The 24296-nt window shown below is 64.5% G+C and carries 31 protein-coding genes; 20 read left to right on the top strand and 11 right to left on the bottom strand.

The features are described 5' to 3' along the window. From fabZ to F4U94_RS16470, 6 genes are all read left to right on the top strand, one after another. A complete protein-coding gene (fabZ, locus tag F4U94_RS16495) occupies nt 1-477 on the top strand; it encodes a 3-hydroxyacyl-ACP dehydratase FabZ (protein WP_120250528.1) in 477 nt (158 codons plus the stop codon). A gap of 145 nt (nt 478-622) precedes the next feature. After that, nucleotides 623-871 (top strand): BrnT family toxin, encoded by a 249-nt coding sequence (locus F4U94_RS16490; RefSeq protein WP_120250527.1) that lies wholly within the window; start codon nt 623-625, stop codon nt 869-871. Then, nucleotides 864-1133 carry a BrnA antitoxin family protein gene (locus F4U94_RS16485; protein ID WP_120250526.1) on the top strand — a complete coding sequence of 90 codons (270 nt, stop codon included), beginning with the start codon at nt 864-866 and terminating at the stop codon, nt 1131-1133. Before F4U94_RS16490 ends, F4U94_RS16485 begins: the two co-directional genes overlap by 8 nt. A gap of 165 nt (nt 1134-1298) precedes the next feature. Beyond that, complete coding sequence (gene rpmE, locus F4U94_RS16480; protein ID WP_120250525.1) at nt 1299-1523, top strand: 50S ribosomal protein L31; 225 nt, start codon at nt 1299-1301, stop codon at nt 1521-1523. 304 nt (nt 1524-1827) lie between these two features. Then, a complete protein-coding gene (locus F4U94_RS16475; protein ID WP_120252109.1) occupies nt 1828-2151 on the top strand; it encodes a YnfA family protein in 324 nt (107 codons plus the stop codon). 70 nt (nt 2152-2221) lie between these two features. Continuing rightward, the gene (locus F4U94_RS16470) at nt 2222-2536 is read left to right on the top strand and encodes a hypothetical protein (protein WP_172598825.1); all 315 of its coding nucleotides are present in this window, start codon (nt 2222-2224) and stop codon (nt 2534-2536) included. Nucleotides 2537-2698: 162 nt separating this feature from the next. On the opposite strand, the gene aroB is transcribed toward F4U94_RS16470, so the two are convergent. Beyond that, the gene (aroB, locus tag F4U94_RS16465; protein WP_120250524.1) at nt 2699-3802 is read right to left on the bottom strand and encodes a 3-dehydroquinate synthase; all 1104 of its coding nucleotides are present in this window, start codon (nt 3800-3802) and stop codon (nt 2699-2701) included. Further along, entirely contained in the window at nt 3793-4341 is a 549-nt protein-coding gene (locus tag F4U94_RS16460; RefSeq protein WP_120250523.1) for a shikimate kinase, read from the bottom strand. The genes aroB and F4U94_RS16460 overlap by 10 nt, the downstream gene beginning before the upstream one ends. Nucleotides 4342-4436: 95 nt before the next feature. Here F4U94_RS16460 and F4U94_RS16455 point away from each other — a divergent pair, with 95 nt between their 5' ends. From F4U94_RS16455 to F4U94_RS16435, 5 genes are all read left to right on the top strand, one after another. Then, nucleotides 4437-4625 carry a hypothetical protein gene (locus tag F4U94_RS16455; protein WP_120250522.1) on the top strand — a complete coding sequence of 63 codons (189 nt, stop codon included), beginning with the start codon at nt 4437-4439 and terminating at the stop codon, nt 4623-4625. Between the two features lie 5 nt (nt 4626-4630). Then, nucleotides 4631-6466 carry a hypothetical protein gene (locus F4U94_RS16450; protein WP_120250521.1) on the top strand — a complete coding sequence of 612 codons (1836 nt, stop codon included), beginning with the start codon at nt 4631-4633 and terminating at the stop codon, nt 6464-6466. A gap of 2 nt (nt 6467-6468) precedes the next feature. Further along, entirely contained in the window at nt 6469-7401 is a 933-nt protein-coding gene (locus tag F4U94_RS16445; RefSeq protein WP_120250520.1) for a tyrosine recombinase, read from the top strand. Between the two features lie 10 nt (nt 7402-7411). Beyond that, on the top strand, nt 7412-8356 hold the full coding sequence (locus F4U94_RS16440) for an acetyl-CoA carboxylase carboxyltransferase subunit alpha (RefSeq protein WP_120250519.1): 945 nt from the start codon (nt 7412-7414) through the stop codon (nt 8354-8356). 127 nt (nt 8357-8483) lie between these two features. Continuing rightward, the gene (locus F4U94_RS16435) at nt 8484-9962 is read left to right on the top strand and encodes a M48 family metalloprotease (protein WP_120250518.1); all 1479 of its coding nucleotides are present in this window, start codon (nt 8484-8486) and stop codon (nt 9960-9962) included. A 71-nt stretch (nt 9963-10033) separates the two neighbouring features. On the opposite strand, the gene F4U94_RS16430 is transcribed toward F4U94_RS16435, so the two are convergent. After that, nucleotides 10034-10195, bottom strand: coding sequence for a Flp family type IVb pilin (locus F4U94_RS16430; RefSeq protein ID WP_120250517.1), 162 nt, complete (start codon nt 10193-10195; stop codon nt 10034-10036). 139 nt (nt 10196-10334) lie between these two features. Beyond that, on the bottom strand, nt 10335-10520 hold the full coding sequence (locus tag F4U94_RS16425; RefSeq protein ID WP_120250516.1) for a Flp family type IVb pilin: 186 nt from the start codon (nt 10518-10520) through the stop codon (nt 10335-10337). Nucleotides 10521-10602: 82 nt separating this feature from the next. On the opposite strand from F4U94_RS16425, the gene F4U94_RS16420 reads away from it, so the two are divergent. Then, complete coding sequence (locus F4U94_RS16420; RefSeq protein ID WP_120250515.1) at nt 10603-11010, top strand: (deoxy)nucleoside triphosphate pyrophosphohydrolase; 408 nt, start codon at nt 10603-10605, stop codon at nt 11008-11010. An 88-nt stretch (nt 11011-11098) separates the two neighbouring features. Here the strand turns inward: F4U94_RS16420 and bfr are convergent, their stop codons facing one another. From bfr to F4U94_RS16405, 3 genes are all read right to left on the bottom strand, one after another. Then, on the bottom strand, nt 11099-11578 hold the full coding sequence (bfr, locus tag F4U94_RS16415) for a bacterioferritin (RefSeq protein WP_120250514.1): 480 nt from the start codon (nt 11576-11578) through the stop codon (nt 11099-11101). Between the two features lie 159 nt (nt 11579-11737). Next, complete coding sequence (locus F4U94_RS16410) at nt 11738-11908, bottom strand: (2Fe-2S)-binding protein (RefSeq protein ID WP_120250513.1); 171 nt, start codon at nt 11906-11908, stop codon at nt 11738-11740. 59 nt (nt 11909-11967) lie between these two features. Next, nucleotides 11968-13224 (bottom strand): DUF418 domain-containing protein, encoded by a 1257-nt coding sequence (locus tag F4U94_RS16405; RefSeq protein WP_120250512.1) that lies wholly within the window; start codon nt 13222-13224, stop codon nt 11968-11970. Nucleotides 13225-13395: 171 nt separating this feature from the next. Here F4U94_RS16405 and F4U94_RS16400 point away from each other — a divergent pair, with 171 nt between their 5' ends. Both F4U94_RS16400 and F4U94_RS16395 read left to right on the top strand, forming a co-directional pair. Beyond that, on the top strand, nt 13396-14163 hold the full coding sequence (locus tag F4U94_RS16400) for a methyltransferase domain-containing protein (RefSeq protein ID WP_120250511.1): 768 nt from the start codon (nt 13396-13398) through the stop codon (nt 14161-14163). A 94-nt stretch (nt 14164-14257) separates the two neighbouring features. Continuing rightward, nucleotides 14258-14809: a GNAT family N-acetyltransferase gene (locus F4U94_RS16395; protein WP_120250510.1), complete on the top strand. Its 552-nt coding sequence runs from the start codon at nt 14258-14260 to the stop codon at nt 14807-14809. Nucleotides 14810-14908: 99 nt separating this feature from the next. On the opposite strand, the gene purT is transcribed toward F4U94_RS16395, so the two are convergent. The 3 genes from purT to F4U94_RS16380 form a co-directional block, all read right to left on the bottom strand. After that, nucleotides 14909-16078 carry a formate-dependent phosphoribosylglycinamide formyltransferase gene (purT, locus tag F4U94_RS16390; RefSeq protein WP_120250509.1) on the bottom strand — a complete coding sequence of 390 codons (1170 nt, stop codon included), beginning with the start codon at nt 16076-16078 and terminating at the stop codon, nt 14909-14911. 157 nt (nt 16079-16235) lie between these two features. Next, the gene (purL, locus tag F4U94_RS16385) at nt 16236-18413 is read right to left on the bottom strand and encodes a phosphoribosylformylglycinamidine synthase subunit PurL (RefSeq protein WP_120250508.1); all 2178 of its coding nucleotides are present in this window, start codon (nt 18411-18413) and stop codon (nt 16236-16238) included. 65 nt (nt 18414-18478) lie between these two features. Then, a complete protein-coding gene (locus tag F4U94_RS16380; RefSeq protein ID WP_331852621.1) occupies nt 18479-19006 on the bottom strand; it encodes a DUF6683 family protein in 528 nt (175 codons plus the stop codon). A 437-nt stretch (nt 19007-19443) separates the two neighbouring features. Here F4U94_RS16380 and F4U94_RS24405 point away from each other — a divergent pair, with 437 nt between their 5' ends. Then, entirely contained in the window at nt 19444-19599 is a 156-nt protein-coding gene (locus tag F4U94_RS24405) for a hypothetical protein (RefSeq protein WP_161600394.1), read from the top strand. Nucleotides 19600-19812: 213 nt separating this feature from the next. Here the strand turns inward: F4U94_RS24405 and F4U94_RS16370 are convergent, their stop codons facing one another. Next, on the bottom strand, nt 19813-20196 hold the full coding sequence (locus F4U94_RS16370; protein WP_120250506.1) for a hypothetical protein: 384 nt from the start codon (nt 20194-20196) through the stop codon (nt 19813-19815). A gap of 168 nt (nt 20197-20364) precedes the next feature. Between F4U94_RS16370 and F4U94_RS16365 the strand changes: the two genes are divergently transcribed. The 5 genes from F4U94_RS16365 (at nt 20365) to queA (ending at nt 24143) form a co-directional block, all read left to right on the top strand. After that, nucleotides 20365-20619, top strand: coding sequence for an exodeoxyribonuclease VII small subunit (locus F4U94_RS16365; protein WP_120252107.1), 255 nt, complete (start codon nt 20365-20367; stop codon nt 20617-20619). 5 nt (nt 20620-20624) lie between these two features. Next, a complete protein-coding gene (locus F4U94_RS16360) occupies nt 20625-21542 on the top strand; it encodes a polyprenyl synthetase family protein (RefSeq protein ID WP_120250505.1) in 918 nt (305 codons plus the stop codon). A gap of 5 nt (nt 21543-21547) precedes the next feature. Further along, on the top strand, nt 21548-22066 hold the full coding sequence (gene coaD / locus F4U94_RS16355; protein ID WP_120250504.1) for a pantetheine-phosphate adenylyltransferase: 519 nt from the start codon (nt 21548-21550) through the stop codon (nt 22064-22066). 157 nt (nt 22067-22223) lie between these two features. Continuing rightward, nucleotides 22224-23009 carry a peptidylprolyl isomerase gene (locus F4U94_RS16350; RefSeq protein ID WP_120250503.1) on the top strand — a complete coding sequence of 262 codons (786 nt, stop codon included), beginning with the start codon at nt 22224-22226 and terminating at the stop codon, nt 23007-23009. A gap of 93 nt (nt 23010-23102) precedes the next feature. Beyond that, the gene (queA, locus tag F4U94_RS16345; RefSeq protein ID WP_120250502.1) at nt 23103-24143 is read left to right on the top strand and encodes a tRNA preQ1(34) S-adenosylmethionine ribosyltransferase-isomerase QueA; all 1041 of its coding nucleotides are present in this window, start codon (nt 23103-23105) and stop codon (nt 24141-24143) included. The last annotated feature ends 153 nt before the right edge of the window (nt 24144-24296 follow it).

The raw sequence follows: 24296 nt of genomic DNA, 5'->3' as shown, positions 1-24296 counted from the left end.
ATGACCGGAGAGGTTGAAACGACCGCCCTTGGCCCGATGGATGTCCGTCGGGTCATGGCCGCGCTGCCGCATCGTTACCCGATGCTGCTGGTGGATCGTGTGGTGACGCTGGTGCCCAACCAGTCGATCCACGCGATCAAGGCGGTGTCGGTGAACGAGCCGTTTTTCCAGGGGCATTTCCCCACGCGGCCGATCATGCCCGGCGTGCTCATCGTGGAAGCGATGGCACAGGCGGCGGGCGTGCTGGCGGTGGAATCGATGAACCTGGCCGATTCGGGCAAGCTCGTCTATTTCATGAGCATCGACGGCGCGAAATTCCGCACCCCGGTGGAGCCGGGCTGCCTGCTCGACCTGCACGTGGAAATCACGCAGATGCGTGGCGCGGTCTGCAAGTTCAGCGGCAAGGCGATGATGGACGGCAAGCTGGCGGCGGAAGCCAATTTCGTCGCGATGATCAGCGATCCGCCGAAGGATTAAGTTGAGCCCATCGAGGCGCGCGACATGAAGAGAAGGGCGGTCATTGGCCGCCCTTTTTCTGTTGCAGGCGGTTTCCGACTTGGGCGACCTATTCCGTAACAACAATTTGCGTGCCTGAGCAGCCGATTTCTGCTATTCTTCACCCATGATCATCATATGGGATGAGCCGAAGCGACGGGCGAACATCGTCAAACATGGCATCGATTTTGCCGATATTGATGAGAGTTTCTTCGCTTCTGCCATCATTCGTGAGGCCAAGCAGGATCGCTATGCTGCGATCGGGCGGCTGAATGGGGTCATAGCCGTTATTTTCGCAGGATTGGGCAGCGAAGGGATTTCCATCATCTCCGCGCGTCCGGCCAGCAAGATGGAAAGGATGCTCTTCAATGGGTGATCAGGCCTATACGCAAGCCGATGCCGATGCTGTCGCGGATAATCCGGAATGGACGAAAGAGGATTTTGCGCGCGCGGTGCCTTTCAACGAGGCATTTCCGGACTTGGCGGCGACGATCCGCCGTCGCGGCGCGCAAAAGACACCGACGAAGGTGAGTACGACGGTGCGTCTGGATCAGGACGTGCTGGCAAAGTTGAAAGCAGGCGGCCCCGGGTGGCAAACGCGGCTGAATGATGTTTTGCGCAGGGCGCTTGGCGTCTGAGAGTGACTCTATGTGGTGGCCGCGGAAGATATGTCATAGGCTTCATTTGACATGACTGCGCAGAATATCTTGCCAAGGCGCGCCGAACCGGCTAACGGCGCGCCTTCGCTATTTTTCAGCATCCATGGCCGGTCGGAACCGGCCTTTTAACGGAGCAAAGTCGCCATGAAGGCCAATACCCACCCCGACTATCACGTCATCACCGTTCAGATGACCGACGGTACCACGTTCCAGACCCGTTCGACCTGGGGCAAGGAAGGCGACACGCTGGCGCTCGACATCGATCCCAAGTCGCATCCGGCATGGACCGGCGGCAACCGTCAGCTGGACACCGGTGGCCAGGTGGCGCGCTTCAACAAGCGTTTCGGCGGTCTGACGCTGAAGAAGTAATCGGCCTTCGATGGTTGAAGAAAAGGGCGCCCGCGGGCGCCTTTTTTTATGCCTGTCCGGGCGGGCCACCGGGCAAAAAAAAGGGCCTCCAGCTAAAAGCTGGAGGCCGAGGTTCAGGGGAGAGTCAACGGCGACAGAAGGGGGTCTGTGGGGGTGCCGCTGACAGGGACTTGTCTAGGCGTGCAATGATGCAGGGGAATGTCCGGCTTGTTGCGGGATTCGCGCGGGGGTGAAATGTTCGGCATGGGTCGCCTTGGCGGACGGCCATCTTGCGATCCGTTCGCGATCCTGTCAGGCGATGGGCATGGCTGTGCTTGTCTATATCGGGGCCGCGCTGGCGGAGATTGCGGGCTGCTTCGCCTTTTGGGCGTGGCTGCGCATGGGGCGGTCGATCGCGTGGCTGGTGCCCGGCGTCGCATCGCTATGCCTGTTCGCATGGCTGCTGACGCTGGTCGAGGCGGACAATGCCGGGCGGGCCTATGCGGCCTATGGGTCGATCTATATTCTGGCGGCGGTCGGCTGGCTGTGGGCGGCCGAAGGCGTACGGCCCGACAGATGGGATCTGATCGGCATGGCCATTTGTTTGATGGGTGGTGCGGTCATCCTGTGGGGGCCGCGATCAGCGTGAGGATTTGCGCTGAATGACGGCAGCGGGCAGAGACGGTCCGGTGAGTGGGAGACGATATGTGCGGATGCTGATGATATTGGGCCTGGCCTGCGCGCTGGCCGGCTGTGGCGATAGTGGCGCGGACCGGGTGGTGAGCGACAATCGGATCGAGCCGGAAACCGGCGCGACGGCGCAGGTCGCCAAGCTGGACGAGGATTTGCGCAATGGCGTCTTTGCCAAGGCGATCCGAGATAGCGGCGCGGCTTGCCCGGAAGTGACGGGGTCGGAGCGTGCGGAGATCCGCCATGGCGTGCGCGGGTGGAAGGCGCAGTGCAATAATGAGAGTGCGCACCTGATCCAGATATTGCCCGACGGGACGGCGAAGGTGACCAGCCGGACTTATTGAGGGGTTTTACTTGCGTGGGTAGGGGGGTGAGGTCGGACCTTTATGATGACGTGAATATATAGCTCAGCGTTCCCCGGCGTAGGCCGGGGTCCAGTTGCGACCGTGGAACTGGGCCCCGGCCTACGCCAGGGAACATGTTAGTGAGTGAGGCTAGTGATGCCTTTAGGCGCGATCCGTGTCGAGGAAGGTGGCGACGTCGTCCAGTACGACGTCCTTCGACAGGAAGGTCTGGCCGATGCCGCGGGCGAGCAGGAAGGGGAGGGTGCCGGCCGCCATCTTCTTGTCATGCAGCATATGGCCGACCAGTTCGGCGCCGTCCGCCTGCACATGCGCGCTGGCGAGGTCGTGGGGCAGGCCCACGGCCTGAAGATGCGCGGTCACGCGGTCGGCTTCGTCCGCTGGGCACAGGCCAAGGCGGGCGGAATAGCGGAAGGCGAGCGCCATGCCGGCGGCGACGCCCTCACCATGGAGCAGCGTGTCGGAAAAGCCGGTATCGGCCTCCAGCGCATGGCCGAAGGTGTGGCCGAGGTTGAGCAGGGCGCGGCGGCCGGAGGTTTCGCGCTCATCATCGGCGACGATCGCGGCCTTCGCCTGAACGCTGCGCTCGATCGCATAGGTGCGCGCGTCCGGATCGCCGGCCAGCAGCGCGGCGGCGTTGGCGTCGCACCAGGCGAAGAAGGCGGGATCGTCGATCAGGCCATATTTGACGACTTCGGCATAGCCGGCGCGGGTTTCGCGCAAGGGCAGACTGTCGAGCGTCGAGGGGTCGATGAGGACCAGGGCAGGCTGGTAGAAGCTGCCGATCAGATTCTTGCCGGCCTTCGCATTGATCGCGGTCTTGCCACCGACCGACGAATCGACCTGCGCCAGCAAAGTGGTGGGCACCTGGATGAAGTGGCAGCCGCGCTTGAGGATGGAGGCGGCAAAGCCGACCAGATCACCGATCACGCCGCCGCCCAATGCGACGATATGGTCGCCGCGTTCGATTTCCAGTGCCAGCAGCGCGTCGAGCAGCTGTTCCAGATGGCGCCAGCTCTTGGTCTGTTCGCCCGGTGGCAGGATGATCGGTTCGACCGCGATGTCGGCGGCGCGCAGGCTGGCGTCGAGGCGGGGTAGTTGAGCCTTGGCCACATTGGCGTCGGTGACGACGACCAGGCGCCCTTTGCGCGCATAGGGGGCGAGGATGGTGCCGGCGCGGTCGAGCGCGCCCTGTTCGATCAGGATATCATAGCTGCGCGCACCCAGCGCGACGCGGACTAATGCCATGCGGTCAGTTGCTCCATGATGCTGTCGACCGCGACTTCATGCGGGGCGGCGATGCTTTTCACATGAATGGGCGCGAGCGCGTAGACGGGGTTGCGCACCGCCGCCAATTCCGTGAGGACGATGCGGGGATCGCGATTTTTGAGCAGCGGGCGGCTTTCGCGCCGGGCGACGCGATCGACCAATATCTCGATATCGGCGTCCAGCCAGATGGCGGTCGCGGCGTCGAGAATCAGTTTGCGCGTTTCATCCTGCATGAAGGCGCCGCCGCCGGTGGCGATCACCTTTGGCACGCCGTCCATCAGCCGGGCGATGACCCGCCGTTCGCCGTCGCGGAAATAGGATTCGCCATAGCGTTCGAAAATCTCCGTCACGGTCATGCCGGCGGCCTTTTCAATCTCTTCGTCGGCATCGACGAAGTTGAGGCCGAGGCGGGCCGCGAGACGGCGGCCGACCGTGGATTTGCCCACGCCCATCATCCCTACCAAGACGATGGGACCGCGTCGCGCCGGGCTGTGGGGGATTTTGCTGTTTCGCTGCATGGCTTGCGGGGCTATACAGCCAGCCGTCACAGAGGCAAATCGCATCTTTTTCTTTCCCCCGGCCAAGTTTCCGGGCCAGTCATAGCCAAGGACTTATGAAGAATAATCGCAACTTCAGCAGTTTCGAAGGTGGCCAGCGTCGCCGTGGCACCAGCTTGCCGATCATCCCTATCGCTTTGGTCCTGTTGCTTGTCGCACTGCTGGCCTTTTTCTGGTCGCGCGGTGGCGAGCAGCCGCAGCAGCGCGTCGAAAAGGTCATCCCCGCAGAGAAGCTGGGCCAGTAAGGCGGATGCGCTGGCCGCGCGCTAATGCGAAATGGGCGCTGGGCAGCTTTGCGCTGGCGCTGACCCTGCCGGTCGTCGCGCAGCAGGCGCCCGAATCGCTGCTGCCGCCCGGTTTCGGCGATGCGCCCGAAGCGCCGGCCGCGCCGCGTCCTGCCCAGCCGGCGCAGGGCGCGCCGGTCGTCATCCGGCCGCCGGCCGCGACGCCATCCACACCGATGGTGCAGCCGCTCAATCCGGCCACGCCGCCCGACCTGTCGCTGATCCAGGCGCAGAATGCGGCCGAAGACGCGCTGACGCCCGAGGAAATCGCGGCGCAGAAGGCGAAATATGACCTGCCCGAAACGGCGCGCCGGTCGCTGGACCGGATCGGGCCGCTGACGCCGCAGACGCGCGGGTTCGAGCCGGACGCCTTTGGGGGCGAATCCGGCAAATATCTGGCCGCACTGATGAAGCAGACCCATGCGCCGATCGTGTCGCGCTGGGCCTCCATCCTGTTGCGCCGGGCGTTGCTGAGCACGGTCGATACGCCGCGCGACATCGACGGGGCCGACTGGGCGGCGGAACGCGCCTGGTTGCTGCTGCGCATGGGCGAGGCGGACAATGCCCGGTTGATGGTGCAGAGCGTGGATGCGGATCGCTATTCGCCGCGCCTCTATGCCGTGGCGATGGAAACCTATCTGGCGGCGGCCGATCCGGCAGGGCTGTGTCCGCTGTCGGCCGGCGCGCTGCGCTTCAGCAAGGCGCCCGGTTGGGACATGACGCGGGCGATCTGCCCGGCGCTGTCGGGCGATCAGGGCACGTCGAGCGGTGCGCTCAATCAGGCGCAGCGCAAGGGCGTGGTGCGCGGCATCGACTATCGGCTGGCCGAGAAGATCGTGGGCACCGGGTTCAACGCGCGTCGGTCGGTGAAGATCGAATGGGATGGCGTCGACCGCCTGACCGCCTGGCGCTTTGGCCTGGCGACGGCGCTGAATGTCGAAATCCCCGATACGCTGTACGGCACCGTTGGCCCGCATGTGCGGGCGTGGGAAGCGCGCGCGCCGGCGTTGAGCGCGGTGAAGCGCCGGCCGGGCGTCGATATTGCGGCGCGGCTGGGGGTATTGTCCAGCGCGGCGCTGGTCGGTTTTTACGGTCAGATGGGGACGGATGGCGATGCGCCGGCCGATGCCGCCGACCGGATCGATTCGCTGCGCACCGCCTTTTCCGGGGCGACGGTGGGCGACCGGATCGGCGCGATGCACAATTGGTGGGGCGATAATGGCAAGCCCGACTATCTGGGCCTGATCGCGACGGCGCGGGCTGCCGCCGCGCTGCCGGTGGCGCAGGCCGATGCGCAGGATGCGGCCAATCTGGTCGGTTCCATGCTGACCGCCGGTTATGACCGCAACGCGGCGCGCTGGGCGCGGGCGCTGGGGCAGCTGGACGGGGCGGGTGCTTCGCAATTCTGGGCGCTGCTGGCCGTCGGGGCGCCGAGCGCGGTGGTCGAGATCAACAGCAGCCGCGTGTCCGGCTATGTCGGCGATGTCGGCGCGGACAAGGGGCGGATGCTGATTGCGGCGCTGGCGGGTCTGTCGCGCCTGCCCGCGCAGGATGCCGCCACGCTGGCGCAGGATAATGGCTTTGCGCTCAGTGCCAACAGCCGTTGGGCGCGCGCCATCGGTGCGGCGGCGCAGCGGGGCGAGAAGGGCACGGTCGCATTGCTCGCGGCTGTCGGCATGCAGGGCAATGACTGGAGCCGCTTGCCGGCCGGGCACCTCTATCATGTCGTGGCCGCGCTGCATCGCGTGGGGCTGGACCCCGAGGCGCGGATGATTGCGGCCGAGGCGATCAGCCGGGCCTGATCATGACAGCAGATGACGCCGGCCTGATCGACCGCTTTCTGGAAATGATGGCGGCGGAACGCGGTGCGTCACGCAATACGCTGCTGGCCTATCGGGCCGACCTGAACGGCGCGGGCGAGCTGCTGGGCGGGTTGGCCGGGGCGAGCAAGGATGGGCTGGGGACGCTGGCTGTTGCCTGGGCGACGCTGGCGGCGTCGTCCGTGGCGCGCAAGGCGTCGGCATTGCGGGCCTTTTACGGCTTTCTGGAGGAAGAGGGGCTGCGCGCCGACAATCCCTCCGCCGCGCTGCCGCGCCCGGTGACGCAGCGTGCCTTGCCGAAGATCTTGTCGGTGGCGGAAGTGGATCGATTCTTCGCGACGATCGCCGAAAAGTTGGACGTAGAGCATCCTGTGCCGGCGGACCTGCGGCTCGCGGCGCTGATCGAGCTGCTTTATGGGTCGGGCTTGCGCGCGACCGAACTGGTGTCGTTGCCGCGCCGGGCGTTGTCGCATGACCGGCCGTTCCTGATTTTGAAGGGGAAGGGCGCGCGCGAGCGGCTGGTGCCGATTTCGGACCGGGCGCGGGCCGCGGTCGCCGCCTGGCTGCTGCATGTGCCGGGGGACAGTATGTGGCTGTTTCCCTCGGGCAAGAGCCATTTGAGCCGCATAAGGCTATACCAGCTGGTCAAGACATTGGCGGCGGCGAGCGGCATCGCGCCCGAGCGGGTCAGCCCGCATGTGTTGCGCCATGCCTTTGCCACGCATCTGCTGGAAGGGGGCGCGGATCTGCGCGCGTTGCAATCCATGCTGGGCCATGCGGATATCGGCACGACGCAAATCTACACCCATGTCGATAGCCGGCAGCTGGTCGAACTGGTCAACCAGCGGCATCCGCTGGCGGGGATGCGCGCGAAGAAGCCGCATCAGCGCGTTGACGACGACGCGCCAGCGCCGTAACGCACGGGCCATGGTAAGCTTTCTGGAATTCGAAAAGCCGATCGCTGAGCTGGAAGCGCGCATCGTTGAATTGCGCGCCACCGCCAGTGTGGGCGACATCAACATCGACGGCGAGATCGCGACGCTGGAACAGCGCGCGGCCAAGCTGTTGTCCGACACCTATGGCAAGTTGACGCCCTGGCAGAAGACGCAGGTGGCGCGGCATGCCGAACGCCCGCACTTCAAGGACTATGTCGCGGGCATGTTCGACAATTTCATGCCGCTGGCCGGCGACCGCGCCTTTGCCGATGATCAGGCGATCATCGGCGGTTTCGCGACGCTGGGCGAGCGCAAGGTGATGGTGATTGGCCATGAAAAGGGCGACGATACCGCCAGCCGCGTGCGCCACAATTTCGGCATGGCCAAGCCCGAAGGCTATCGCAAGGCGATCCGCCTGATGGAATTGGCCGACCGGTTCGGCCTGCCGGTCGTCAGCCTGGTCGATACGTCGGGCGCCTTTCCGGGCGTACAGGCGGAAGAACGCGGTCAGGCCGAGGCCATTGCGCGTTCGACCGAAGCCTGCCTGAAGCTGGGCGTACCGATGGTCGCGGCGGTGGTGGGCGAAGGCGGGTCGGGCGGCGCGATCGCGCTGGCGGCGGCCAACCGCGTGCTGATGTTCGAACATGCCATCTATTCGGTGATTTCGCCCGAGGGCTGCGCGTCGATCCTGTGGCGCACCGCTGACAAGGCGAGCGACGCGGCGACCGCGATGCAGGTGACGGCGCAGCATTTGAAGGCGCTGGGCGTGATAGATCGCATCGTGGCGGAACCGGTGGGCGGCGCCCATCGCGATCCGGTGCAGGCGATCGCCAATCTGGGTAGTGCGATCGAGGCGGAACTGGGTGCGCTCGATGGGTTGTCGGCCGATGCGCTGCGCACCGACCGCGCCGACAAATTTCTGGCCATCGGCGCTTAACGGAGTTTTAGCTGGACCCCGGCCTTCGCCGGGGAACAGGCTCCATTGACCGTTTAACTACTGGCTTTTTCTGGAACGGGCCGCCATTTCCGTCGTTACGTTGGGGTAACGTCGAGGGTGGAGAGACATGGACTGGAAGTGGAAGCTGGGCTGCGCCGGCGCGGTGCTGGCGATGGCGGCGAGCGCGCCTGTGGTGATCGGGCAGCAGCGGGCGATTCGCACGGTGTCGAACATCAGTGCGCAGGACAGGGCGAGCGGCGCCAAGCAGCATCCTGAATTGATGAAGGAATTTGGCGGCGCCTATGTGGGGCCACAGGCCAAATATGTAGAGGGCGTGGGACGCCGCATCGCGGTGCAATCGGGCCTGTCCAACGCGCAGGGGGACTTTACCGTCACCCTGCTCAATTCACCGGTGAACAACGCCTTCGCCATTCCGGGCGGCTATGTCTACGTCACGCGCCAGTTGATGGCGTTGATGAACGACGAGGCGGAACTGGCCGGCGTGCTGGGCCATGAAGTGGGCCATGTCGCGGCCCAGCATGGCCAGCGGCGGCAACAGGCGGCGCAGCGCAATGCGGTGGGTGGCGCGTTGCTGGGTGCGCTGGCGGGCGCGTTGCTGGGCGATTCGGGCTTTTCGGGGCTGATCCAGAAAGGGATCGGCACGGGCAGCCAGTTGTTGACGCTCAAATTTTCGCGCACGCAGGAGTATGAGGCGGATGACCTCGGCATCCGCTATCTGGCGAGCGGCGGATATGATCCGCGCGCCCTGTCCGACATGCTGGCATCGCTGGCGGCGCAGAGCGACCTGGATGCGCAGGTGACGGGCAATGCCCGATCGACGCCGGCCTGGGCGAGCACCCACCCTGATCCCGGCGCGCGCGTGGAGCGAGCCGCCAAGGCGGCGGAAGCGACGCGGGCGACCAGCACGGTGCGCAATCGCGATGCCTTCCTGAATGCGGTGGACGGCGTGCTGTACGGCGACGATCCCAAGCAGGGGGTGATCGACGGCAATCGCTTCCGCCATCCCGACCTGCGGCTGAGCTTCACCATACCCAGCGGTTTCGGCATGGAAAATGGCGCCAACGCAGTGTCGATCACCGGATCGGGCGGACAGGCGCAGTTCAGCGCGGCACCCTATTCAGGTAATCTGGACGCCTATATCAACAGCGTCTTCGCCAAGCTGGGCGACGGCAAGGGCGGCGTGCCGGCAGGCGAGATCAGCCGCACGACGATCAACGGCCTGCCGGTCGCCTACCGCACCGTCCGGGCGTCGACCCAGTCGAGCCAGGTGGATGCGACCGTCTTCGCTTATGATTTCGGGGGCGGGAAGGCCTATCATTTCCTGCTGTTGACGCAGGCAGGGCAGGGGATTGGCCCGTTCAGCGCAATGTTGCAATCGGTCCAGCGCCTGAGTGCGCAGGAGGCGGCTGCGATCAAGCCGCGCCGCGTCGATGTGGTGACAGTGAAGGCCGGAGACACGGTGCAGTCTTTGGCCAAGCGGATGGCATATACCGACTATCAGCTGGACCGGTTCCTGACGATCAACGCGCTGGAAGAAAATAGCGCGTTGCGGGCCGGGCAGCGGGTGAAGATCGTCACCTGGTAGGCCTGTAAACGAAAAGAGGCGGCGAACTTTCGTCCGCCGCCTCTTTCTCAATTCGACTAACGTCGCAGAGCTTACTTCAGGTTGCTCGAAACGTTGTTGAAGGTGCCGCCGAGCTTGGTGCCCAGGCTGGTCATCGCGCCGATGGCAGCGACGGCGATCAGAGCGGCGATCAGGCCGTATTCGATCGCGGTGGCACCCTTTTCGTTCTTCAGCATCTTACGGATGAACTGCATGTGATGTCTCCTTGGAAATGGATTACTACGTTTAACTACCCGGCCGCCCCGCATGGTAATTCGTGGTCAGCGAGGATCGAATTAGACAATGGCGGTTGAGAAAATCTTAATGCGGGAAAACACTGTCAAATATTGATGGTTAATGTTTGGTAACTTCCGTCGCGACGTTGTTCCACATGCCGGATGTCTTCCTGGCGACATTGTTGAGCGCCAAAAGCATGGCGAGAACGATCATCGCGATGATCAACCCATATTCCACCGCCGTGGCGCCGCGCTCGCAGCGGAGCAGGCGCAAACGGGCCAGCATTTCGACAAGCGCACGCATATTAACCCCGTTTCGCTACAGACAGTCCCCGGTCGTCGTGTAAAGGAAGCAGGGTTAACAAAGCCCTCCCGACTGGACCGACATGGCCTCTTTTTCTCCCCTGATGGTAGTTGCCGTAGCGTTGGTGGACGCCGATGGCCGCGTGCTGCTGCAACAACGGCCGCCCGGCAAGGCGATGGCCGACCTGTGGGAATTCCCCGGCGGCAAGGTGGAGCCGGGCGAAACGCCGGAGGCGGCGCTGGTGCGCGAGCTGGAGGAGGAGCTGGGGATCGAGACGCATGCCAGCTGCCTGGCGCCTGCGACATTCGCCAGCGAGCCGCTGGGCGACCGGCATCTGCTGCTGCTGCTCTATGTCTGCCGCAAGTGGAAGGGTGTGCCCGAAGCGCGCCATGCGACCGCGCTCAAATGGTTGAAGCCCGCGCAGATGTATGCGTTGGACCTGCCGCCGGCGGACCTGCCGCTGATCGGGCTGCTCGAAGCGCTGCTATAACGCAAAAGGGGCACTCCGATGGAGCGCCCCTTTCGGTGAGTCACAAGATTTTCGTTCCCCGGCCTGCGCCGGGGAGCAGGGCAAGGAATCAGTCTTCCTTCGCCTTGCTCTGAAGCTGGACATAATTCTGGATGCCCATGCGCTCGATCATTTCGAACTGAGTTTCCAGCGTGTCCACATGCTCTTCCTCGCTTTCGAGGATATACTGGAACAGGTCGCGGCTGACGAAATCCTTGATGGATTCGCAATAGGCGATCGCTTCGCGCAGGACCGGCAGCGCTTCATATTCCAGTTCGAGGTCGGCCTTGAGAATTTCTTCGACCGTTTCGCCGATCTTGAGGCGGCCGAGCAGCTGGAAATTGGGCAGGCCATCAAGGAAGAGAATGCGTTCCGCCACCTTGTCGGCGTGCTTCATCTCGTCGATGGATTCTTCATATTCGAACTTCGCCAGCTTATCGATGCCCCAATGGTTGAGGATACGATAGTGGAGGAAGTACTGGTTGATCGCGGTCAGCTCGTTCTTGAGCACCTCGTTGAAATATTCGATGACTTTCGCGTCGCCTTTCATGGCGCTATACTCCGGCAATTGGGGAACGGCCGGCTTATAACGTTTAAGGCATAGGCTGTTAAGGCCAAAAACCGCAGAAAATCGCGGTTTTTCAGTGCGCTATTGCTTCATGCTCGCAACTGTAGCGTGCAGTTGATTCGCATTCCAGTCAGCGCGACTTCACGCCGATGCGCGTTCCGCCGCGATCAGCGTCCGCGCGAAGGGGACGCACTGCCCGCATTTGGGGCGGCGGCCATATTGGGCATAGGCGCTGCACGGCGTATCCGCGCCGTTGCGCGCAGCTTCCCGTACATCCTTTTCACGAATGGCATTACAAACGCAGACGACCATCGAAGACACTCTCCTGACGAATCGGGAATAGCGTGTCTGATAATGGGTCGCAATAGTATTCAGTCGCTTTTGCGAATCTTTTGCGACCGGCCGTTGATCAGGCTGCGCCACAGCCATTCGGCGGGGCCGAGCGCGAATCGGTCGGCATAGGGTTTCGACCAGACCAGCATCGCCGCCCAGCCGGCCAGCACGAACAGCGGCAGCGCGGCCGGTGGCAATTTGGCGAAGAGGCCAAGGCCCCAGCCATAGAAAAGCGCGGTCATGACGAGGCTGGTGGCGAGATAGTTGCTGAGCGTCAGCCGGCCGGCGGCGGCGAGGCGGGCGACCAGGGGGTGGTCGCGATGGCGGGCGGCAAGCCAGAGGATGAGGGCGGCCCAGCCCACGGTGAGCGGGATGCGGAACGGGAGCGACCAGGCCAGCGCCACGCCATAAGCGGGGAGCGGCGCAAAGCCGCTGAGCGCGACCCAGAGCGCCAGTGCGGCCATGGGCGGCACGCCGATCAGGAAGCAATGGCGGGCGGTGCGGCGATATTGGTCCGCGTCCCAATGACCGGTGAGAAAGCCGCCCTTCAGCATCGCCATGCCCAGCAGCATGAAGCCCATGGTTTCGAAGGCGGTGAAGAGGAAGCCCCAGAGCCAGTCGCCCGGCACGCCGATCAGCTTATGCTGGAGGATCGTGGCGAAGCCGCCGCGATAGGTGGCGATTTCCGCCTGGGTGGAGGGGCTGGCGGGATCGGACAGGGCGGCCATGAACGTCAGATAGCCGTCGCGCATCATACCGGTCGCGCCGGGGTCTGCGGCGGCATGGCCCCACAGATAGAGGCTGGCGATGAAAGTGGCGCACAGCAGGAACTGGAAGAAGAAGAAAAGCAGCGCGCGTTTGACCAGGGCAAAGGGTTCCAGGTTCACGAACAGCAGCGCGAACAGGCTGACCAGCGCATAGACGCGCAAGATGTCGCCCCACCAGAGCAGGAAGAAATGGGCGCAGCCAAGGACGAAGAGCCAGCCCGCGCGGATCATCTGTGCGCGGCGGCCGTCGCGCCCGGCCATTTCCTCCCGGTCGATCAGCAACAGCATCGACGCGCCGAACAGCAGGGCGAAAAGGCCGCGCATCTTGCCATCGATGAAGATCAGGCTGACCGCCCAGGCGGCGATGTCGGCGGCCGAAGGCGTGCCGGCCACCGCCGGGTTGAAATAGGCGTTTTGCGGCAGGGCGAAGGCGGTGATGTTCATCCACAAGATACCCAGCACCGCGCAGCCGCGCAGCACGTCCATGGCCCGGATACGAGGGGCGGGGTTGCGGGGGGAGGCGGTCATGAAGCGGATGGTCCCTGCTGATACTGGCCAAATGGGCAAAGCTCTGCCATGCGCCTAGAGCCTTTCCCCAATCGGTGGAAAGGTTCTTGTTTCTTGCAGTCGCATTTTAGCTGCGCTGGCCTGCGGCTCCAAGGCGTGAACCATGACTGATCAACCGAAAATGCTCCGTCCATGAACGATGCCCGCAAGCAACGGATAAGCGACACATTCGGCGCGGCGGCGGCGCATTATGACGGGCATGCCGGGCCGCAGCGGCTCGCGGCGAGCCTGGTTGCGGATATCGCCCGGCGGCAGCGGCCAGATGGGGTGACGCGGATATTGGAGGTCGGGTGCGGCACCGGCTTTTTGACGCGCGACATTCAGGCGCGCTGGCCCGGCGCGGAGTTGATCGCGACCGATATTTCGCCCGGCATGCTGGAGCAGGCGGCGGCCAATGGGCGGGTCGCGGGCCGGTTCATGACGATGGATGGAGAGGCGCCGGTTTTCGACGGGCCTTGGTTCGACCTGATCCTGTCCAGCCTGGCATTCCAATGGTTCGACGATCTGGAAGGCGGCATCGCGCGGCTGGTGGGGTTGTTGCGGCCGGGCGGGAGCCTGATCTTCTCCACCATGGGGCAGGGGAGCTTCGCGCACTGGCGCGCGGCGCATGCGGCCTGCGGGCTGGTGGCGGGCGTGCCGGACTATCCATCGCTGGATGCGTTGCGGGGCATGCTGGGGCGCCATGCGGACGCATTTGCCTTCGACGAGGATTATGCGCTGGGCTGTGGCGGCGCGCGCGGGCTGATCGCGCATTTGAAAGGCATCGGGGCGGTAGTGCCGGTCGAGGGGCGCAAGCCGTTGGGGCCGACCGACCTGCGCCGGGTGATGGCCGCGTTCGAGGCGGAGGGCGGCGAGGATGGCTATCAGGTGTTGTTCGGCCGGGTGACGCGGTCGGCCTGAGTGCTGCCGCCTCCGCTTGTTTGCGCACCGGAAAGCGGCGATCGCCGGGCAGCACGGGCTGGTGCGGGCGGTTGTGGCATGGCATGTCCGGGGCATGACGCTGACCATCCGCCCCGCGCTTTCATCCGACGTGGAAGCCCTGTCCATCCTCAAGCTGACGGCGTTCCGGCAGACCTTCATCGATGGTTTTGCCGTGCCCTATCCGCCGGCTGACCTCGCGCAGTTCGAGCAGGAGAGTTATGGCGTCGATCGGGTCGCGGCGGAGCTGGCCGATCCGACCCATGCGACATGGGTGGCGCAGGACGCGGATGGCGCTTTGCTGGCCTATGCGCATGTGGGGCCGTGCAAATTGCCGCATCCGGACGCGTCGGCGGATCAGGGGGAATTATATCAACTCTATGCGCTGAACGCCGCGCAGGGGCAGGGCATGGGCGGCGCGCTGATGCGCGTGGCGATGGATTGGCTGGCGGCGGCCATGCCGGGGCCGGTGTGGCTGGGCGTATGGTCGGGCAATCACCGGGCGCAGGCCATTTATGGCCGGGCCGGTTTCATGAAGGTCGGCGAATATGGCTTTCGGGTCGGCAGCTGGACCGACCATGAATATATCTTCCGCCGCGACGGTGCGGATCATCCCGACAAGCGATGATGTGAACGGATGACAATGGCTTTCCCGGTGCAGGTCGGGGGCAAGTTGAGACTGTGGCACTGGACCCCGGCCTGCGCCGGGGAACGTCGTGCCTTGGCATCAGTCCTTGTAGACGATCTTCACCTTGTCGGCGGCGGCCTTTGCCAGGGCGCGGGCTGCGTCGGCGGTGTCGGCGCGGGCGATGGCCACGCCCATGCGGCGATAGGGGCGGGTGGTCGGTTTGCCGAACAGGCGGACGTCGACTTCGCCGCCCGGCGTCGCGAGCGCGTCGGCTAGACCTTCATAACGGAAGTCGGCGGAGTCGCGATCGGCCAGGATGACGGCGGAGGCGGAGGGGCCGCGCAGGGTAATGTCCGGAATGGGCAGGCCCAGGATCGCGCGGGCATGCAGATCGAATTCGCTCAGATTTTGCGAGAGGAGCGTCACCATGCCGGTGTCGTGCGGACGGGGCGACAGTTCGGAGAAGATGACGTCTTCGCCCTTCACGAAATATTCCACGCCGAAAATGCCGTAGCCGCCCAGATCGTCGACTACCTTGCGCGCCATATCCTGCGCGGCGGCAAGGGCGGTGTCGGACATGGGGGTGGGCTGCCAGCTTTCCTGATAATCGCCCCGTTCCTGCCGGTGGCCGATCGGCGGGCAGAAATGGACACCGTCGCGGGTGCGGATGGTGAGCAGGGTGATTTCATAGTCGAAGGCGATAAATTCCTCGACGATCACGCGGCTGCGGTCGCCGCGCATGTTGGCGACGGCGTAGGTCCAGGCGGCCTCCAGTTCGGCGGCGCTGCGGACCGTGCTTTGCCCCTTGCCGGAAGAGGACATGACCGGTTTGATGACGCAGGGAAAGCCGGTGTGGTCGGCGCCGGCGATCACCTCGTCCAGGCTTTCGGCATAGCGATAGCGTGACGTGCGCAGGCCAAGATCCACGGCGGCGACTTCGCGGATGCGGTCGCGGTTCATGGTCATGATGGTCGCACGGGCGGAGGGGACGATGGTGATGCCCTTGCTCTCGAAATCGGCGAGGACTTCGGTGCGGATCGCTTCGACTTCGGGGACGACGAAATCGGGCTGATGCTTTTCGATCGCGGCGGCGAGCAGATCCGCGTCCAGCATGGAGAAGATTTCGAAGCTGTCCGCCACCTGCATGGCGGGGGCGCCCGCATAGCTGTCGCAGGCGATGACCTGCGCGCCCAGGCGCTTGGCGGAGATGGTGAATTCGCGGCCCAGTTCACCCGAACCCAGGAGGAGGATCTTGGCGGTGAAGGGCATGGGGAGACTCCTGTGACGTGACAAAGCCCCTGACAACAAGGGCAAGACCCATCCTCTCCCGTCATCCCGGCCTTGAGCCGGGATCCCGCTTTTCTCGTCGCCGTCGCTGCAAAAAGGCAGCTGGACCCCGGCGCGAGGCCGGGGTGACGGTCGGTTTTTACAGTTCGCTGTCCATGAGGGCGGGGAAGAAGCCTTCATGCGCGGTGCGCAGCGTGTCGAGGGCGACGCCTGCGACCATGCTGCCGCCCACGGTGCCGATCTTCACCGCGCCGGGAATATCGATGCCCGCCGCCGTGGTGACGACATAGCGGCCCTGATCTTCGCCAAAGGCCGATGCGGTGGTGAGGGCGATGTCCAGCGTCGCGCCGACCTTGCCCGCCAGCGCCATTTCCGCGACCGTGACGATCAGGCCGCCGTCCGCGATATCATGCACGGCGGTCGCCTTGCCATCCGTGATCAGGGCTCGGACGATGTCGGCATTGGCGCGCTCTGCGGCCAGATCGACCTTGGGGGCTTCACCGGCTTCACGGCCGGCGATTTCGCGCAGCCAGATGGTCTGGCCGAGGTGCGAACCCTCTCCGCCGATCAGCCAGATCGCGTCGCCTGCATTCTTGAACGCGACCGTCGCCATGACGTCCACATCCGCCAGCAGGCCGATGCCGCCGATCGCCGGGGTCGGCAGGATGGCCGAGCCACCGCCGGTCGCCTTCGATTCATTGTAGAGCGAGACGTTGCCCGACACGATCGGGAAGTCCAATGCACGGCAGGCGTCGCCCATGCCCTCAAGGCAGCCGGTCAGCTGCGCCATGATTTCGGGGCGCTGCGGGTTGGCGAAGTTGAGGCAGTTGGTGACGGCGAGCGGGGTGGAGCCGACGGCGCTCAGGTTACGATAGCATTCGGCGATCGCCTGCTTGCCGCCTTCATAGGGGTCGGCATAGCAATAGCGCGGCGTGCAGTCGGTGCTGATCGCGATGCCCTTTTGCGCGCCATGGACGCGCACGACCGCGGCGTCGCCGCCGGGGCGCTGTACCGTGTCGGCGCCGACCATATGGTCGTACTGTTCCCAGATCCAGCGGCGGCTGGCGATGTCTGGGCTGCCCAGCAGGGTGACGAGGTCCGCGCCGATATCCGCGCTTTCCGTGATGTCGCCCAGCGGTTCGACCTTCGACCAGATCTTATACTCGTCCTTGGGCATGGAAGGACGGTCGTAGAGCGGGGCGTCGTCGGCCAGCGGGGCGAGCGGGATGTCGCAGACGATCTCGCCCTTATGCTCCAGCACCATGCGGCCGCTGTCGGTGACATGGCCGATGACGGCGAAGTCGAGTTCCCACTTTTTGAAGATCGCTTCGGCGAAATCCTCGCGGCCGGGCTTGAGCACCATGAGCATGCGCTCCTGGCTTTCCGACAGCATCATTTCATAAGTGGTCATGCCGGTTTCGCGCTGCGGCACGTCGTCCATCTTGAGGTGGAGGCCCACGCCGCCCTTCGACGCCATTTCGACGCTGGAGGAGGTGAGGCCCGCCGCGCCCATATCCTGAATGGCGACGATCGCGTCGGATGCCATCAGTTCAAGGCACGCCTCGATCAGCAGCTTTTCGGTGAAGGGGTCGCCCACCTGCACGGTCGGGCGCTTGGCGTCGGCGTCGTCGCCGAAATCCGCGCTCGCCATGGTTGCGCCATGGATGCCGTCACGGCCGGTCTTGGAGCCGACATAGACGATCGGGTTGCCGACGCCGCTGGCGGCCGAATAGAAGATCTTGTCGGTGTCCGCGACGCCCACGGTCATCGCGTTCACCAGGATATTGCCGTCATAGGCGGGGTGGAAATTCACCTCTCCACCCACGGTCGGCACGCCCACGCAATTGCCGTAGCCGCCGATGCCATGCACGACGCCCGCGATCAGATGCTTCATCTTGGGGTGGTCGGGGCGACCGAAACGCAGCGCGTTCATGTTCGCCACCGGACGCGCGCCCATGGTGAAGACGTCGCGCAGGATGCCGCCGACGCCGGTCGCCGCGCCCTGATAGGGTTCGATGTAGGACGGGTGGTTGTGGCTTTCCATCTTGAAGATCGCGGCCTGACCATCGCCGATGTCGACTACGCCGGCATTCTCGCCGGGGCCGCAAATGACCTGAGGCCCTTTGGTCGGCAGCTTCATCAAGTGGATCTTGGAGGATTTATATGAGCAATGCTCCGACCACATGACCGAGAATATGCCCAGTTCCGTCAGGTTCGGCTCACGGCCGATCGCCTTTAGTACGCGGTCATATTCTTCCGGGCTGAGGCCATGTTCGGCGACGACTTCCGGGGTGATCTGGGGCGATGTGCTGGACATGCCCGCGCCTTTAGCGAGGGCGAGGGCGAAGGGCAATGGTGGGCGTGCGGGGCGAGGCGATGGGATCAGGCCGTAACGAACCCCCGATCGGTCAATTTCAGGGCGCGCAGGTCCAGTTTCATGTCGTTGCGAAAGCGGACGACGGCGGCGTCGCCCAGTTTGCGCTTCATGGCGGCGTCGCCACGTTGCCCGGCTTCGATCCAGGCTGTGCCCTGAACGAATTGATTATACATGAAAACTTCGGCCAGTTCCTGCCGCTGCGCTTCGGTGAAGCCGGCCATGCTGGCCGCGACCTGTCGCCGCACGGCCATGACCTGCGCCGGCCGGGTGGTTTCGACGCCATTGGCCATCTGCCAGTTCTGGACCCAATAGGCCGCGAAGGCATCCGCCAGATCGCCGGGCCTCAGACCGTCGGATTGCATCTGCTTGGTCCAGAGCGCGAAAATGTCATGCTGCTGCATCACCTGCCGCATGGCGGCTTCGCCCTGCGCGCCGGAGGTCTGCCTGATCCAGGCGAGAAATTGTTCGCGCACCCGCGCGGTGACGGCGGGGGAGGCGACATAGCGGGTGGGATGCGCCTTGGCCGGGGCGATGCCGGGCGAGCGGGCTTGATCGGGCCGGCCTTGCGATCGGGCGCGCGCGGCTGGTCGCCATCATGGGGATCCTGCATGTGGCGGTGCAGGCTATCCATGCGGACATTGTCCATCATGGAACTCATGAAGGCGCTGTTGCCAAAACCGCTGAACGTATCGTCGGCGCGGGCGGGCGCGGCGGTGATGCTCGTTGCCAGCAACAGCGTCATGCCCGTCGCGAGAAAACGGCGTCCAAGGCTCATGCAATCCCCCGTCGATTTTGCTGAGAAGCAAATACCTGGGAATCGGGAAAGTTGCATGCCGGTGCGGCGGGCCGATCATCCGGCCGCGTCAACCGTTCGTCGCGGCGGCAACCTTTCGTTAACGGCCTTCCCTAAAGTTCATGGGTGGAGCGGGGTGGCGATTCGACGGAGATTGAGGCCACAGAGAGGTTTTCCATGAAGGGGAGTGACTTCTTTTATTTTTCCAGCCGTTGCAAAAAGCAGCGTCTGATGGAGCAGGCGTCCACATCGGAACGCGCCAGAGCCGCGCACCGGCGGCTGGCCAACGCCTATGCCGATCGCGCCGCGCTGGCGATGTTCAACAATGAGTGATGGGTGATCGCATATGATGCACCCGTTCGTGCTGAGAGGCTGAGCCTTTGGAAGCCCCGTATCGAAGCATCATGCGCCGCGCACATCCTTCGATACACCATTTCGACTTCGCTCAACAGCTACTCAGGACGAACGGTGCAGGTTTATCAGGCGCAATAAAAAGGCCGGACCTTCAGGGAAGGCCCGGCCTGGCAATCAGGATAGTCGTGCGACTCAGACGTGGCAGGCCTGAGCGCTCTTGCCCGGCACGGTGATGGTCACGTCGTTGCCCGAACCCTTGACTTCATAGCCGCCCTCGGCGGTGAAGGGCTGGCCGGCTTCGGCCGCCTTGAGCGCGGTGGCGGTGCCGCCCTTTTCGGTGCGCAGCAGCGCGCTCTTGTCGTCGCTCATATAGTCGACGAAGATCAGGCTGTTGTCCTTGCAACGGAACTGCTTGTTCGCCTTCACCGACGGCGGCAATTCGACCGGCGCGGCGTTGGCAAGCTGAGCCGCCATCGGGTCGGCGGGGCCGCCCACGACTTCGGGTTCGTCATTCTTGTTGCAAGCCGACAGCAAAGCGACGCTGGCGACGGCGATAAGGGGGAGATAATGTTTCATAGCGATCCTTTTATGTGCATGCGCAACATGGTGCGTCAACGCAAAACTACGACGTTCCCGCTATGCCCCCTGAAATGACGTCATGACCTTTTGATGACAGCGGGCGCTATGCTTGCTTATTGCCGGGGCGGGCTTGACCGGGCGCGTGACGGCGGCCAATGCAAGGGAATGGCTGAGGATATTTCCACCCCCGACACCGAAACATTGTCGTTCGAGGATGCGCTGCGTGCGCTCGAAACGATCGTCCGGCGACTGGAAAGCGGCGACGTGCCGCTGGACGAGTCCATTTCGCTCTATGCGAAGGGCGAAGAATTGCGCAAGCGATGCACCGAACGGTTGCAGGCGGCCGAAGCGCGCATCGCCAAGCTGACGGTCGACGCCAATGGCGCGGTGACCGGCGCCCAGCCCTTCGGCGCGGATTGATCCGCATGACGGGGGGAGGAGAGAGCGCCTCCGCAACGGCGCTGGTCACGGCGCGGGCGGGCGAGGTCGCGCAGGCGATCGACGCCGCGTTCGACCGGTTGCTGCCCTTGCCGCAGGATGCGCGCGTCCGCCTCTATGATGCGATGCGGCATGCCGCGATCGGTGGCGGCAAGCGGCTGCGCCCGCTGCTGGTGCAGGCGACCAGCGATCTGTTCAACATTTCCCGCGACTCGGCGCTGCGCGTTGGGCTGGCGGTCGAATGCATCCATGTCTATTCGCTGATCCACGACGATCTGCCGGCGATGGACGATGACGATATGCGGCGCGGCAAGCCGACCGTCCACAAGGCGTTCGACGAGGCGACGGCGATCCTGGCGGGCGATTGCCTGCACGATCTGGCGTTCGAGATATTGGCCGACGAGGAGACGCATCCCGATCCGTTCGTGCGGATCGAACTGGTGCGCGCGCTGGCCGCCGCCAGTGGCCCGGCTGGCATGGCGGGCGGGCAGATGATGGATCTGGAAGCGGAAAAGACCCGCTTCGACCTGGCCACCGTCACGCGGCTCCAGAATTTGAAGACCGGGGCGCTGATCGCTTTCTGTGTCGAGGCGGCCGCGATCATGGCGCGTTTGCCGCATGAGGCGCGCACGGGCCTGCACGGCTATGCCCGCGACATCGGCCTGGCCTTCCAGATTGCCGACGACCTGCTGGACGTAGAGGGCGACGCGGCGCTGGCGGGCAAGGCGTTGGGCAAGGATGCCGCGGCGGGCAAGGAAACCTTCCTGTCGCTGATGGGCGTGGAACGGGCGCGCGAGCAGGCGCATATGCTGGTGGCGCAGGCCAAGGCGCATCTGCATGGCCATGGTCCCGAAGCGGACCTGCTGCGCGCCATTGCCGACTATATCGTGGAGAGGGATCGCTAAAAGTCATGAGCAAACCGCGTATCGGCGTCTATCCCGGCACTTTCGATCCCATCACGCTTGGCCATATGGACATCATCCGGCGCGGCGCGAAGCTGGTCGACAAGCTGGTGATCGGCGTGACCACCAACATCGCCAAGTCGCCGATGTTCTCCGACGAAGAGCGGCTGGAGATGGTGCGCCGCGAATGTGCGGGGATCGACACGGACATCGTCGTCACCGGCTTCAATTCGCTCTTGATGGACTTTGCCGAGTCGCAACAGGCCAGCGTCATCATTCGGGGTCTGCGCGCGGTCGCGGACTTCGAATATGAATATCAGATGGCGGGCATGAACCAGCAGATCAACGGCCGGATCGAGACGGTTTTCCTGATGGCGGACGTATCGTTGCAGCCGATCGCGTCGCGGCTGGTCAAGGAAATCGCCCTCTATGGCGGGCCGATCCACAAATTCGTCAGCCCGGTGGTGCGCGACGAGGTCGCCGCGCGGGTGGAAAAGATCGGGCGAAAAGGGACGGTGAGTCTTTAGGGGAGAACCGCACTGGTGCCGCATCAAAATGCGCTCTGCCGCGCATTTTACCAAGGACTCGACCGTTTCAGCCTTCGTTCAGTTGCCAATCGCGATCAGGGCGCTATCAGGGCGGCTTGGCCCCATGGCTTTTACGAGATCAAGGAACTTCTGCTCCATGCGTTTTACTAGCGCGCTCAAGACTGTGGCGATCGGTTTCGCCCTTACCGCGTCCGGTGTGGCCCTGGCCCAAGGGGGCGGCGGCAAGGGCGAAGACATGAAGAAGGCCGAAGCCGCCGTACGCGCGCAGGACAATGCCAAGTCGCTGGGTCATGACCTGACGCCCAAGCTGCCACCGGCCACCATTCCTGCCGATCCGCAGAATATCTGGGATCTGGACCTGTCGAGCGGCGGCCGCGTGCGCATCCAGCTGCGCCCCGACATCGCGCCGGCGCATGTCGAGCGGATCAAGGAATTGACGCGTCAGGGCTTCTACAACGGCCTGAAATTCCATCGCGTCATTCCCGGCTTCATGGCGCAGGGCGGCGATCCCAAGGGTGATGGTACCGGCGGTTCGACGCTGCCCGACCTGAAGGCCGAGTTCAATCCGATGCCGCATCTGCGCGGTACGCTGTCGATGGCGCGCGCCCAGAGCGAGGATAGCGCGAACAGCCAGTTCTTCATCGTGCTGCTGCCGCGCATGCAACTGGACAAGAAATATACCGTGTTCGGCCGCGTGATCGAAGGCATGCAATATGTCGACGCGATCCATGAAGGCGAGCCGCCGGCCGACCCGAGCGTGATCCTGCAGGCATCGATCGAGAGCGACGGCAAGCCGCCGGTGACGGTCGCGCCCACGCCGCCCGCACCGCCGGTGTCGATCGTCGACACGGCCAAGGCAAAGCCCAAGCCCAAGGCTCCGGCGGCCAAGCCGGCGCTCAATAAGGTCGCGCCGAAGAAATAACAAGCCGGTCCGGCTTTTGCTGTCATAGAAAGGCCCCGGTCGCTTCTTTCGAAGCTGCCGGGGCCACGCCGTTTGGATGAAACGTCCCGAGCCATGCGCGTAGACCTGTTCGATTTCGACCTGCCGCCCGAGAATATCGCATTGCGGCCCGCGTCGCCGCGCGACAGTGCGCGGATGCTGCTGGTGCCGGGCGACGGGGCGATGCAGGATCGGATCGTGCGCGACCTGCCCTCCATGCTGCGCGCGGGCGACGTGCTGGTCTTCAACGATACCAAGGTCATTCCTGCCCAGCTGGAAGGGATGCGGGGGGAGGCGCGGATCGGCGCGACGTTGCACAAGAGGCAGGGTCTGCGGCAATGGCAGGCCTTTCTGCGCAACGCCAAGCGGGTGCGCGCGGGCGACCGGATCGATTTCGGCGCGGGCGTGACGGCGATCGCCGGGCCGCGCGACGATGATGGCGGCGTGACGCTGGATTTCGAAGGCGACGAGCCGGTCGAGGTGCTGCTGGAGCGGGCGGGGCGGATGCCGCTGCCGCCCTATATCGCGAGCAAGCGCCCGACCGACGAGCGCGATCGCAGCGATTATCAGACGATGTTCGCGCGGGAGGATGGAGCGGTCGCCGCCCCCACCGCTGCGCTGCATTTCACGCCGGAACTGATGGCGGCCATCGCCGACGCCGGCATCGCGACCGAGACGCTGACGCTGCACGTCGGGGCGGGCACGTTCCTGCCGGTCAAGGCGGACGATACCGACGACCATCGCATGCATGCCGAATGGGGGCGGATCGACGCCGCGACGGCGGATCGGCTGAACGCGGCGCGGGCGGCTGGCGGTCGGCTGATCGCGGTGGGCACCACATCATTGCGTCTGCTGGAAAGCGCGGCGGGCGAGGATGACGTCATCCGTCCCTTTGCCGATGAAACGCGGATCTTCATCACGCCGGGCTATCGGTTCAAGGCGGTCGATGGGCTGATGACCAATTTCCATCTGCCCAAATCGACGCTGTTCATGCTGGTCAGTGCGTTGATGGGAACGGAGCGGATGCAGGCCGTCTATGGCCATGCGATCGGGACGGGCTATCGTTTCTACAGCTATGGGGACAGCAGCCTGCTGCTGCCCGACCGGTCGGTTTAGAGCGAGATAGCGACCCATATGGAGCGTTCCCCGGCGCAGGCCGGGGTCCAGTCTCCCAACGCTCTGCGCTGGGCCCCGGCCTGCGCCGGGGAACGGAGAGGGGAAGGGCCGCACCAATGTTTTCGGTGCAGCCTACGCCCCCTTCCGAACGGT

This window comes from Sphingobium limneticum (genome assembly GCF_008710155.1).
In the GTDB taxonomy this organism is placed as follows: domain Bacteria; phylum Pseudomonadota; class Alphaproteobacteria; order Sphingomonadales; family Sphingomonadaceae; genus Sphingobium; species Sphingobium limneticum.
The sequence above is the reverse complement of the archived record's forward strand: the minus strand, read 5'-3'. Positions and strand labels throughout refer to the sequence as shown.

What these genes read in the sequence shown, in the direction of transcription:
- fabZ (WP_120250528.1), top strand. Translation starts at nt 1, where the DNA reads ATGACCGGAGAGGTTGAAACGACCGCCCTTGGCCCGATGGATGTCCGT.
- F4U94_RS16490 (WP_120250527.1), top strand. Translation starts at nt 623, where the DNA reads ATGATCATCATATGGGATGAGCCGAAGCGACGGGCGAACATCGTCAAA.
- F4U94_RS16485 (WP_120250526.1), top strand. Translation starts at nt 864, where the DNA reads ATGGGTGATCAGGCCTATACGCAAGCCGATGCCGATGCTGTCGCGGAT.
- rpmE (WP_120250525.1), top strand. Translation starts at nt 1,299, where the DNA reads ATGAAGGCCAATACCCACCCCGACTATCACGTCATCACCGTTCAGATG.
- F4U94_RS16475 (WP_120252109.1), top strand. Translation starts at nt 1,828, where the DNA reads ATGGCTGTGCTTGTCTATATCGGGGCCGCGCTGGCGGAGATTGCGGGC.
- F4U94_RS16470 (WP_172598825.1), top strand. Translation starts at nt 2,222, where the DNA reads ATGATATTGGGCCTGGCCTGCGCGCTGGCCGGCTGTGGCGATAGTGGC.
- aroB (WP_120250524.1), bottom strand. Translation starts at nt 3,802, where the DNA reads ATGGCATTAGTCCGCGTCGCGCTGGGTGCGCGCAGCTATGATATCCTG.
- F4U94_RS16460 (WP_120250523.1), bottom strand. Translation starts at nt 4,341, where the DNA reads ATGCAGCGAAACAGCAAAATCCCCCACAGCCCGGCGCGACGCGGTCCC.
- F4U94_RS16455 (WP_120250522.1), top strand. Translation starts at nt 4,437, where the DNA reads ATGAAGAATAATCGCAACTTCAGCAGTTTCGAAGGTGGCCAGCGTCGC.
- F4U94_RS16450 (WP_120250521.1), top strand. Translation starts at nt 4,631, where the DNA reads ATGCGCTGGCCGCGCGCTAATGCGAAATGGGCGCTGGGCAGCTTTGCG.
- F4U94_RS16445 (WP_120250520.1), top strand. Translation starts at nt 6,469, where the DNA reads ATGACAGCAGATGACGCCGGCCTGATCGACCGCTTTCTGGAAATGATG.
- F4U94_RS16440 (WP_120250519.1), top strand. Translation starts at nt 7,412, where the DNA reads ATGGTAAGCTTTCTGGAATTCGAAAAGCCGATCGCTGAGCTGGAAGCG.
- F4U94_RS16435 (WP_120250518.1), top strand. Translation starts at nt 8,484, where the DNA reads ATGGACTGGAAGTGGAAGCTGGGCTGCGCCGGCGCGGTGCTGGCGATG.
- F4U94_RS16430 (WP_120250517.1), bottom strand. Translation starts at nt 10,195, where the DNA reads ATGCAGTTCATCCGTAAGATGCTGAAGAACGAAAAGGGTGCCACCGCG.
- F4U94_RS16425 (WP_120250516.1), bottom strand. Translation starts at nt 10,520, where the DNA reads ATGCGTGCGCTTGTCGAAATGCTGGCCCGTTTGCGCCTGCTCCGCTGC.
- F4U94_RS16420 (WP_120250515.1), top strand. Translation starts at nt 10,603, where the DNA reads ATGGCCTCTTTTTCTCCCCTGATGGTAGTTGCCGTAGCGTTGGTGGAC.
- bfr (WP_120250514.1), bottom strand. Translation starts at nt 11,578, where the DNA reads ATGAAAGGCGACGCGAAAGTCATCGAATATTTCAACGAGGTGCTCAAG.
- F4U94_RS16410 (WP_120250513.1), bottom strand. Translation starts at nt 11,908, where the DNA reads ATGGTCGTCTGCGTTTGTAATGCCATTCGTGAAAAGGATGTACGGGAA.
- F4U94_RS16405 (WP_120250512.1), bottom strand. Translation starts at nt 13,224, where the DNA reads ATGACCGCCTCCCCCCGCAACCCCGCCCCTCGTATCCGGGCCATGGAC.
- F4U94_RS16400 (WP_120250511.1), top strand. Translation starts at nt 13,396, where the DNA reads ATGAACGATGCCCGCAAGCAACGGATAAGCGACACATTCGGCGCGGCG.
- F4U94_RS16395 (WP_120250510.1), top strand. Translation starts at nt 14,258, where the DNA reads ATGACGCTGACCATCCGCCCCGCGCTTTCATCCGACGTGGAAGCCCTG.
- purT (WP_120250509.1), bottom strand. Translation starts at nt 16,078, where the DNA reads ATGCCCTTCACCGCCAAGATCCTCCTCCTGGGTTCGGGTGAACTGGGC.
- purL (WP_120250508.1), bottom strand. Translation starts at nt 18,413, where the DNA reads ATGTCCAGCACATCGCCCCAGATCACCCCGGAAGTCGTCGCCGAACAT.
- F4U94_RS24405 (WP_161600394.1), top strand. Translation starts at nt 19,444, where the DNA reads ATGAAGGGGAGTGACTTCTTTTATTTTTCCAGCCGTTGCAAAAAGCAG.
- F4U94_RS16370 (WP_120250506.1), bottom strand. Translation starts at nt 20,196, where the DNA reads ATGAAACATTATCTCCCCCTTATCGCCGTCGCCAGCGTCGCTTTGCTG.
- F4U94_RS16365 (WP_120252107.1), top strand. Translation starts at nt 20,365, where the DNA reads ATGGCTGAGGATATTTCCACCCCCGACACCGAAACATTGTCGTTCGAG.
- F4U94_RS16360 (WP_120250505.1), top strand. Translation starts at nt 20,625, where the DNA reads ATGACGGGGGGAGGAGAGAGCGCCTCCGCAACGGCGCTGGTCACGGCG.
- coaD (WP_120250504.1), top strand. Translation starts at nt 21,548, where the DNA reads ATGAGCAAACCGCGTATCGGCGTCTATCCCGGCACTTTCGATCCCATC.
- F4U94_RS16350 (WP_120250503.1), top strand. Translation starts at nt 22,224, where the DNA reads ATGCGTTTTACTAGCGCGCTCAAGACTGTGGCGATCGGTTTCGCCCTT.
- queA (WP_120250502.1), top strand. Translation starts at nt 23,103, where the DNA reads ATGCGCGTAGACCTGTTCGATTTCGACCTGCCGCCCGAGAATATCGCA.